At 40.1% G+C, this 10,037-nt stretch carries 11 protein-coding genes; 7 read left to right on the top strand and 4 right to left on the bottom strand.

Translation table 11 applies throughout. The annotated features are described in order from the left end of the window. Window positions 1-88: 88 nt before the first annotated feature. Entirely contained in the window at window positions 89-286 is a 198-nt protein-coding gene (locus tag N4310_RS05885; protein ID WP_262092443.1) for a hypothetical protein, read from the bottom strand. Between the two features lie 43 nt (window positions 287-329). Beyond that, window positions 330-2,222 carry a M13-type metalloendopeptidase gene (locus N4310_RS05880; RefSeq protein ID WP_262092442.1) on the bottom strand — a complete coding sequence of 631 codons (1,893 nt, stop codon included), beginning with the start codon at window positions 2,220-2,222 and terminating at the stop codon, window positions 330-332. Window positions 2,223-2,403: 181 nt separating this feature from the next. Here N4310_RS05880 and tpx point away from each other — a divergent pair, with 181 nt between their 5' ends. After that, window positions 2,404-2,895, top strand: coding sequence for a thiol peroxidase (gene tpx, locus N4310_RS05875; RefSeq protein WP_262092441.1), 492 nt, complete (start codon window positions 2,404-2,406; stop codon window positions 2,893-2,895). A 323-nt stretch (window positions 2,896-3,218) separates the two neighbouring features. On the opposite strand, the gene N4310_RS05870 is transcribed toward tpx, so the two are convergent. Both N4310_RS05870 and N4310_RS05865 read right to left on the bottom strand, forming a co-directional pair. Beyond that, complete coding sequence (locus N4310_RS05870; protein ID WP_262092440.1) at window positions 3,219-3,512, bottom strand: helix-turn-helix domain-containing protein; 294 nt, start codon at window positions 3,510-3,512, stop codon at window positions 3,219-3,221. Beyond that, window positions 3,502-3,867, bottom strand: coding sequence for a type II toxin-antitoxin system RelE/ParE family toxin (locus N4310_RS05865; protein ID WP_179925101.1), 366 nt, complete (start codon window positions 3,865-3,867; stop codon window positions 3,502-3,504). The genes N4310_RS05870 and N4310_RS05865 overlap by 11 nt, the downstream gene beginning before the upstream one ends. Window positions 3,868-4,366: 499 nt before the next feature. On the opposite strand from N4310_RS05865, the gene N4310_RS05860 reads away from it, so the two are divergent. From N4310_RS05860 to N4310_RS05840, 6 genes are all read left to right on the top strand, one after another. Continuing rightward, window positions 4,367-6,073 carry an ABC transporter ATP-binding protein gene (locus N4310_RS05860; RefSeq protein ID WP_262092439.1) on the top strand — a complete coding sequence of 569 codons (1,707 nt, stop codon included), beginning with the start codon at window positions 4,367-4,369 and terminating at the stop codon, window positions 6,071-6,073. Window positions 6,074-6,421: 348 nt separating this feature from the next. After that, entirely contained in the window at window positions 6,422-6,994 is a 573-nt protein-coding gene (locus tag N4310_RS05855; protein WP_262092438.1) for a CPBP family intramembrane glutamic endopeptidase, read from the top strand. Between the two features lie 9 nt (window positions 6,995-7,003). Continuing rightward, window positions 7,004-7,447, top strand: coding sequence for an Msa family membrane protein (locus N4310_RS08655; protein ID WP_420832901.1), 444 nt, complete (start codon window positions 7,004-7,006; stop codon window positions 7,445-7,447). After that, window positions 7,416-8,297, top strand: a complete 882-nt coding sequence (locus tag N4310_RS05850) for an ABC transporter ATP-binding protein (protein ID WP_262092437.1) — start codon at window positions 7,416-7,418, stop codon at window positions 8,295-8,297. Before N4310_RS08655 ends, N4310_RS05850 begins: the two co-directional genes overlap by 32 nt. 2 nt (window positions 8,298-8,299) lie before the next feature. Continuing rightward, on the top strand, window positions 8,300-9,058 hold the full coding sequence (locus tag N4310_RS05845; RefSeq protein WP_262092436.1) for a hypothetical protein: 759 nt from the start codon (window positions 8,300-8,302) through the stop codon (window positions 9,056-9,058). A 299-nt stretch (window positions 9,059-9,357) separates the two neighbouring features. Next, window positions 9,358-9,999, top strand: coding sequence for a hypothetical protein (locus N4310_RS05840; RefSeq protein WP_262092435.1), 642 nt, complete (start codon window positions 9,358-9,360; stop codon window positions 9,997-9,999). The last annotated feature ends 38 nt before the right edge of the window (window positions 10,000-10,037 follow it).

Genomic DNA, 10,037 nt, shown 5'->3' with positions numbered 1-10,037 from the left:
ACGTCCGCACTACCAAATAGGAATACCTACTTATTTGAAATAAGGCGACAATAAGTATGAGTTTTTAGAGGTGCCCACTACTAATTTATCACGATTGATCTGCCTCGTTGGCTAGCTTTCGCAGCTGGATAAGGTTTGTAGCTTCCACGAGAATAATCATCGCTACCAAGATAGTCGAGGCCAGTGGTTTTGCTTGCCCCAAGACAAGCGCTAGTATGCCCAGTGACACGATGGCGAGAAAGGCACTCTGTAACCTACGGAGGCTACTGTCTTTGGCATTTTTCATGGCTTTTCGCCTTCATTCAATCAGCCTGTAGTCAGTTCACTGTTTACCAAATCTCAATCCGGTCTTCGGGTTGGCGCCACATGCCGTCTGCTTCTGTGACTTGGAAGGTTTGGTGGAAGTCTTCAAAGTTTGGTAGCTGGAGGTTGACCCGGAGTTTGGCGGGTGCGTGGACGTCTACGGCGGCCATCATTTGCATGAATTCCTCGCGGCCTTTCATACGCCAGATGAGGGCGTGGTTTTCAAAGAAGGCTGTAGCAGAGTAGTCGGGGTCCTGTTTGGCTGCTTCGAGGGCTGCTGAGAGTCCGCCTAGATCCGCGACGTTTTCCGACACGGTTAACTTACCATTCACTTTTGCGCCATAGGAATCCTGGCCTTCAAAGAGGTTGACCACTTTTTGTGTTTTTTCTTGGAAGGAATCATAATCGGCTTGGGTCCACCAATTGTTGAGGCTGCCGTTTTCATCGAAAGAGGCTCCATTGGTATCGAAGGCATGGGAAATTTCATGGGCAATCACGGCTCCAATTCCGCCATAGTTAGCGGAAGAGCTAGCTTCAAGGCTGTAGAAAGGTGCTTGAAGGATGGCCGCCGGGAAAACAATCAGGTTTTTCTGTGGATTGTAGTAGGCGTTAACCATGTGGGCTGGCATCCCCCACTCCTTGTCATCCACTTCCTGGTTCCACTTGGACCAAGCGTGGGCAATTTCTAGGCGACCAAGAGCCTGGGCATTTTCAAAGAGGGAAAGGGCTGGATCCACCTTCTTCTGATAGTAGCGGGCTGGGAGCTCTTCGGGATAACCGATGTAAGGGCGAATGCTGTTGAGTTTGACAATGGCCTTATCACGGGTTTCAGGACTCAACCAGTCATTGCTTTCTAGCCTGTTCTTATAAACTGCAATCATCCGCTCAATCTTGGCTTCAACATCGGCCTTGGCTTCTGGAGAGAAATAGTGCTCCGCATACCAGAGGCCCAGAGCCTGACTAAAAGGCCCTTGCGCCAGGTAATAGGCCGCCTTCTTGGCATTCATTGGCAGCGGCGTTCCAGACAAGGCCCGACTATAGGCTCCTGAAAGCACCCGGATTTCATCTGTCAAGTAAGCATCCGCTTGCCCAATCACACCCAAAATCAAGGTTGCCTTCAAGTAAGGCCAAGCTTCCTCTGAGTAGAAAAGCTCAGAAGCTTGCCAGAAACGCTCTTCCGGCACAATCACCTGGTCCGGCTCCTGTCCTAAAATGTCTTGGAAAATTGCTCCCAGAGGAAGACCTGGAACTAGCTTTTTAAAGTCCTCCCACTGGTAAGGATGGTACAGTTTTGCATACTCTGAAGACTCTTCCTGGGATAGGACAACACTGGCAATGCGACGGTCCAATTCCAACCGCTTGTCTAACAAGTCCGCCACTTCTTCCTCGCTAAAAGGAAATTTAGCCAATAAGTCTTCCATCGAAGAACGCCAAAGAGCCAACAATTCTTCCTTCTGAGGATGGTCATCCGCATAATAAGAGGTATCCGGTAGGATGGTTCCCGGAGCGTCCGCCCACAAGACATTAATCCGAGCATTCATAAAGTCAGGAGCGACACCGAAGGGGAAGAAATTCGGAGTCCCCGCCAGCTCAAACTCCGCCACGCGCTGGCAGTAATCTTCATAAGAAGTCAAATTCTTGTAAGTTTCTAGCAGCGGCAAGACAGGCGCTACCCCATCCGCATCCCGTTGGTCATAATCCGCGGCCAAGCGATGGAAGGCCACAAACTCTTGCAACACCGCATCTGCTGGCAGATCATCGCTTGCCAACCATTGATCCGTTTGCTTCAAGAACAAGTCCTCAATCCCATCGGCCAGATCCACAAAAGAACCTGTCCGCGCCTTGTCCTCAGGGATCACAGCCGTAGCCGCCCACTCCCCATTGATTGCATCATAAAAATCATCCTGTAGACGTACCATAACGAACCTCCATTCTTTTCCTACTATCATACCATAAAAAAACTTGATAAAAGGGGATATTTCCGATTCCCCCGATTTCACCCCCAACTTTTAGCCTGTTCCCTCTTTTCTTTTTCCAAAACACCTATTAAGCATTTTTACCACATTTAGGATAGAATGAAAGAAATGAAAGGAGTTTCTTATGCCACAATTTCTCGGACAAGAAGTCCATCTTATCGGTAACCGTCTCCAAATCGGAGATATCGCCCCTGACTTCACCCTCCTCAACAAGGACCTAGAAAAAGTCAGCCTCAGTGATTTCCCTGGCAAGAAAAAAGTTCTCAGCATCGTGCCATCTATTGACACCGGTGTCTGCTCAACTCAAACACGCCAATTCAATGCCAACCTCGCTGGCCGTGAAGATACCGTCATCATGACCATCTCCATCGACACCCCCTTTGCCCAAGCGCGCTGGTGTGGTGTTGAAGGCCTAGACAAGGCAATCATGCTCTCCGACTACTTTGACAATAGCTTCGGAAAAGCCTACGGTCTCCTCATGGAAGAATGGCACATCCTCTCCCGTTCCGTGCTCATCCTCGATGAAAGCAACACTGTTCGTTACCTGGAATACCTAGAAGACGTCCACCAAGAACCTGACTACCAAACAGCCATCCAAGCCTTGGATGAGTTGTAAGACAAGAATAGATCCTGAATAAAACCACACTGTCATAACCATTTTGAAACCAAGCAAGATGGGAGGATGACCGTGTGGTTTTTCGATTTCAAAGATTTTAATGGAATACTTTCGATAAGCTATCTACAATTAGATAGAGGCTAGACTTTTGTCCCAGCCTCAATATTCTGCCAATGCTTGACCACGAGGCTCCTGAATCATGCTTTTTACGGCCGCCAAAGCTACTTAAGGCAGCCTTGGCTCCATCAGTCTATCATTGCTCAACTCCTCCTAAAGCCACAGCTAGTACAGCTTTCTGCAATCAAAAATATCGCTTTACATTCCTATACTTGCTCATGCTCTAACGGCACAACAGCCAAGGTCTTACCAAGACTTGCCAAAACTTTCAACACGGTATCAAGCTGTGGGCTTGTTTTCCCTGTCTCCATTCGAGCTATAACCGGCTGACTAACGCCGCTAAGCTCCTCTAATTTCTTCTGACTAATCCCCTTTTCATTTCTAGCCTGAATAAGCTCACTCATGATAGCCACGCGCATATCACTCTCTAAAATTTCTTCTTTGCTGAATAACTCAGATCTAACATCTTTCCAGTTACTACCGATTGCACTATTTTTCATTGTCTAAACCTCTTTCTTTTAAGTCTGCTAGCTCACGTTTAGCTTGTTCAATTTCTCTTTTAGGTGTTTTCTGTGTCTTTTTCATGAAATGATGGAGTAAAACAAAGCTACCATCAATCCATGCAACAAATAAAATTCTATCTCTTAGTGGTCTTAGCTCCCAAATTTCAGCTTCTAAATGCTTCATATAAGGCTCGCCTGCACGTGTTCCATGTTGACTGAGTAACTCAATATAATCATTGATTTTATTGAGTTTGATTCTACTATCTTTCCCGTTTTTACTGGCAAGTTCTCGCATATAATCTAAAACAGGCTCATTGCCATTTTTATCCTTGTAAAAATAGATATTATGCACTAGTAGTACCTCTTTCTAATAAAAATTATAACTCAAAAGTTATTGATTGTAAATACTTTTAAGTTGTTAAATTGAAAATATCTTATTCCTATGTAAAAAGAACCAAAACGAGACAACTTGTCGTAGTAACTAGTGCATCGATACAGAGTAACTACTTTTCATCATTCTATAAACGAGCTTCTCCAAAGGGGAAGTAAGATGAAAACCATCATTACCTGTAATCATAAACTACTGAAAGTCATTTACAAACTACTTTCCACACAAAGACTTCAATTGAATACTTACGATAAGCTATCTACTATTGATAGACATCATTATATATTGATTTATAGATGAAAATATGTTACCTTTATGGAAAGCGTTTACAAAAATATCCTCTATGCTATTTATCATATAAAAGCATACACGTTAAAATCAATTAATTCTAAGTATCTTCAATACTTCACAAAAATTTTTTCAGCCTCAGTACCTAAATCTATAGAAAGGTGGAATGATATTTATGAAGAAAATATTCATTAAATTACTGATAAAAAGTGTAAACAAGAAACTTTTCCTATTTGGCATTATTCTCAGCCTGGGAAGTAGTCTATTGGCTTTATTAATACCAACCCTTATTGGTAAAATTCTGGATAATAATTTCATAGATACTATATTAAACAAACCAACTGAGATAGTCACATTTCTTTTAATATTTATTTCAATATATTTTCTACAAACCGTTGCATCATTCATTATTTTTTCCGCTGGAGGTAATAGTGTTAACAAAATCCAAAAACAAGTGTATTCATTTATATTGAAAAGTAACCTTTCTCAACTTAATGAATTTAAACCTGGAGATCTAGCTAGTCGTTTTACTAATGATATGTCTGTTATTTTACGTTTTCTAACTTTTTCTATTCCAAGTATTTTTAAAAATTTTATTATGATAATTGGCTCACTCTATTTTCTAATTAAAATCAGTTTGCCAATGACACTATTAAGCATCTCTATTCTGCCTATCCTCTTGATACTTACAAGTGTTATAAATCATAAACTTGAAAAATACTATTTTAAAATTCAAGAAACTCAAGGTGAGATTTCAAACACCATCAGTCATCGACTTCACTCGATCAAACTTATAAAAGCATTTCTTGGTGAACATGAGGAAGAAGTCAGGTCAAATCAATTATTTAATAAACTACTTTCAAGCTATAGAAATATAGTTCTAATATCTGGAATACGAGAAGCTGGTTTGAATAGTTTAATAATGAGCTTTATTTTTATTGTTATTATCATTGCAGGTTGGCAAGTAAAACTTGGAGTAATAACCATCGGAATCCTCCTATCATTCATTATGTATATATTTCAACTGATTGAACCTGTAACTGATCTACTGACAGTAGCAACTGAATGGGCCGAATTTAAAAGTGTTTCAAATCGTGTAGCTGAACTATTAGAACTTCCAAAAGAAGAGATTACTGATTGTTCACAAAAATTACAGAATTTTGACATCAAATTTCATGATCTAAATTTCTCCTACAACACCAGACCAATTCTTACTAATATAAACTTAACAATTCCTAGCGGTAAACATTTCGCAATTGTTGGACCAAGTGGAGCTGGAAAATCTACCATATTCGCTCTGCTATTAAAATATTACAATAATTATGAAGGTAGAATTACCATCGGAAATCAAGATCTGCAAGACTTATCTGTAACTCAACTACGCTCTTTTATAGCTTACGTACCTCAAGAAAACACATTATTTAACGGAACTATTAAAGAAAACCTATGCTATGGAAAGAATAAAGATATTACTGAGGAACACCTATCATTTGTTTTAAAAACTCTCCAACTAGATAGCTTGATACTAAAACTTGAAAAAGGCTTAGAAACCAAAATTTCCAGTCAGGGGCTCGGTCTATCTGAGGGACAAAAACAAAGATTCAACATCGCACGTGCTCTATTAAGAAATAGTGCAATCTACCTAATTGATGAACCTACATCAAGTCTAGATTCAGTTACAGAGACTATTACCAACCGTGGAATTGACACTCTTACAAAAGGAAAAACAAGAATTACTATAGCCCATCGCCTCAATACAATTAAATCCGCTGACTATATCTTAGTGCTTAACAAAGAAGGGAAAGTTGTAGATAGTGGAAAACACGAAATTTTATTGAAGAATTGCTCCGTCTATCAAAAACTAGTTCAAAACTTCGATTAATCCCTTCCATATTTAATAAAAACAATACTAATCTATCTCCACATACTTTCATTTAGAATTCTAAAAACCTCTTGTGAAAGCGTTGACATTTTATTTGCGGCGTGCTATAATTTATTTAGTAAGTTAACTTATTACAAAAATTTAAGGAGGAATCACTTATGAATTTCTTAAAAAAACTCTTCACTCGCTTTGAAATTAATGTTGGTTTCGCTAAATTGGGATATCGTGGTAAAAAATGGTATTGGTAAGATAGCTTAAACTAAATATCAGTACTAAATTTACTATCTTTTAATTTGGCAGTTGAGTGAAGGTGGCCTCTTTACTCAACTGCTTTTTTTAGGTGAATTTATGAATAAAAGATTTAGTCAAATTGATTCCATAGTTCTCTCACTTGCAATGATTGTAATTGCTGCAGTATTTAGTGGCTTAGGTTTTTCTATCTACTTTCTAATCCATTATAGTATAGTACTAGCTACTATTATGAAAATCCTGCTAATTTTAATAGGTTTTATAATCCTTCCTTATTTGCTCATCAGATTTTTAGATATTAAAATAGAATATTCAAAATTATCTAGAAAAACAACTTTTATATTATTTATACTAATCACATGCCTATCTCTCTATTTTCTACATTCAGGTGAGGTAATACATTCTTTTTTTATTGCACTAGGCGAAGAGATCTTATTTAGAATGTATATCTTAAGTATCTTATTACAATCTTTTTCAAAAAAACAATCGATATTCTTAGGTTCTCTACTATTTGCTTTTGTTTTACACTTGAATGGTAACTTATTTGTCAATGCTATTGTTAAACTACCTGCAAGTTTTATTCTTTACTACATTGCTGATAGATTTGGAATACAAGCTTCCATAGGCTTCCATTGGTCTCATAATCTTCTAGTTGGCTACTTATTTGGATAGGAGATTCTTATGAAAAAACTCATAGCATATAACACACTCATTCACCTAGGAATATTAATTATTTCTACTGTTTCCATGCCATATCTGGGTATCTTAGAACTCGCATTATTAATATACGGATCTCCACCGATCTTCAATGCTATATTTCTGTACTTATTATCTAGGTATACTCATCAAAAATCTTATTGGTCTATTATCTTACCCGTAATTTCTTTAGTTAACTATCTACTTCTGGGACTTTTGGTAAACTATCTAGGATTCTGGGAAACATTTATCCGTAACAACACAATTAGCCAAGAAGATTTATCAATAGAGATTACCTCTAGTCTTTTAGAACCCTCGCAAATCATTTTTGTCAGTCTCTTATATCTAGCCACTGCTTACCTCTTCCAACTGTTAATCCTCAGAAAGGAGACCAACCATGGCATTTCTCGAAGTAAAGCATTTAAGTAAAAAATATGCAGGAAACGATTTTTATTCCCTAAAGGATGCTTCATTTACGATTGACCAGGGAGAGATTGTCGGTCTCGTGGGCAAAAATGGATCTGGAAAAAGCACCTTACTCAAATGTATTGCCAAATCACAGTTTCCAACTCAAGGCGAAATTCTATTTCAGGATCAGAACCTTTATGCGGAGGAAGACATGCTAGAGGATTTTGGAATCATGATTGATCCTGTTTTTTTTCCACAAATCAGCGTTTTAGAAAATCTCCAACTCTTTTTAAAAATTCATCAAAAGGAACACTACTCCAACAACATCAAAAGCATTTTAGAATTAGTCGGTCTCTGGGATGCCCGCTATCGAAAACCAAAAGATTTTTCCTTTGGGATGAAGCAGCGAACAGCCTTAGCCCTAGCCCTGATTACAGAACCGAGTTTTATTTTACTAGACGAGCCCTTTGTTGGTTTAGACCCAATTGGGGTTCAACACCTCCTCCAAATTTTGAAGAATTGGGCCCAGACCAAGAAAACCGCCATGTTAGTCTCTAGTCACCAGCTCTCTGAATTGGAGGAGCTATGCCAACGCTTCTTATTCATTGACAGGGGGCAGATTTCCGAAGCTACTCCTGCTGAACAGAAAACCATACTGATCGAACTCGCGTTGCCGATCCAGGAAACTGAGTTGGCTCAACAGCTTGCAAATTTGGGAGCTCGCTCAAGCAGCGACCAGATAGTAGAGATTCCGACTGACATCTTGCTCTCAGAACGAAATCAAATCTTTCAACTACTAGCTCAAGCCAAGTTAATCAAGGGTGTTCTCTCTAAACGAGACCATCTTGAAACCTTATTTGTGGAGGACTAACTATGAACTATCTAACCCTTCCTTTTTTCAAAGCTTTGATTCAGAAAAAAGAAGCACGTATCATCTTAGCTTTTAGTCTCTTTCCTCTAATTCTATTACCTGTGAGTCTCTTTGATACTAACTTCATGCAGCTAACTGCTAGCGGTGGAGGGATTAGCTTCGTTGAATTTTTTAGTGCCGTCCTAGTTACTCAGAACGGGCTCTTTTTACCGACTCTAGTTTTTATCTATCTAGCGATTCAGCTCTTCCGAGAAGAAATAAATCAGGGCATCCTCTATCTATACAAGGATCGCCAACGAAAAACAATCTTAAATGCCAAACTAGGTTCCTTGATTCTTTTGCAACTCGTCTATATGGGTCTGACCTTTATCAGCAGTCTAATTACCTACTATTTCCATCTCACCCAGCAAGGCGTCGCTTCTGGTGACTTCCTAACACCAGTCCTTCCTGACCTCCAAGAAGCTATCTTAAACAGCCTAGGAGTGGGAGGTATGCTTTTCCTATCCATTCTTCTCGCTAGCGCCTTATCCATCCGACTATCCAGCGGTTTTACCATGCTGATGAGCACCCTGTTTTCCCTCCTCTCCTATATTGCCCCCTTGCTTAATCGTCTTCGCTATCTCTTTCCCAACGGCTATGTGACACTCTTAGACGACCTCTCCTTCATCTCCTGCCTGTTGCTGACCCTACTGGTCACTCTCCTTTATGCCAGCCTCTTCTACAGTTCTTCCCTTCACTTTTATAAACGAACAGAGTATTAATCCCTAATGAAAATCAAAATCAGAATACTCGCAGAAATTCAAAAGAATGACTAGGAAAGCGAGGAACTTCAACCTGAGCCCAAAAACGTGAAAGCGAAGTTAGGTTAAACTGAGGTTCACCAAGGAGACTTGACAAGGTCAGATTTTGAATTTCAATGAGTATAAATCAGCTCTTCGAGGTTCGGGATCTTTATCCCAACCTCTTTTTTACATGAGCAAGTAGCTCCCCTCTTTCAAGATTGTAAGTCTCGTCCTCTGTTTTCGTGATATAATTGAGAAAAATTACTAAAGGAAATGTCATGAATCCACTCTATTTTCTGATTGCCGGCTGGATTTCAGCTGGGCTATTTGCCTGGCTCCATTACAGCCGACCAGCTGCCAAGTATAACTCTCTCCTCCTAGGCCTAACAGGTCTAATCCAGGTCTTTTTTCCGACCTGGCCTTTGGGACTGGCCTACTCGCTCCTGCTCTTGTGGTTTGTTTGGCGGCCCGAGCAGCCGCAGATTTCGGTCTGGCACATGTTGCCTTTTTTCTTCCTGACCATTTTTACCATCCCAAACCCGCTTTGTTGGGGTTTTCTGCTGGTCTGGTCCTTTTTCCGGGACAATCGCAGTTTGCTCAATCCCATCGTCATGATGATTTTTCTCATCTTCGGCTATCTCTATCTAGCCCAACTCAGTTATGATCTAGGTCTAGAGCTGCTCAACCAGATCTTCTCCGGCCTCCTCCTCATTGTCCTTCCCCTCCTAGTCTTAATCGGTGGCTTCTTCCTGATTTACAACGGCTTCATTTTGCTCCGTAAGGAAGGCCGCTCCAAGGCCAATTATTTCTCTCTCTTCTTGGGAGTCGCCATTGTCCTCTTCTATGTCCTCCTCATTATTCGGCTCACTTACTATGAATTCTGGTTCTTTGTCAAGTTGTGTGGAATCCCTGAAAACTGACAATATAGAATAAAGACAATCTTCCTTCCTCCCCTCCT

Origin of the sequence: Streptococcus danieliae, from assembly GCF_025447695.1 — a bacterium.
GTDB lineage: Bacteria > Bacillota > Bacilli > Lactobacillales > Streptococcaceae > Streptococcus > Streptococcus danieliae.
This window is presented reverse-complemented; position numbering and strand designations above follow the sequence as displayed.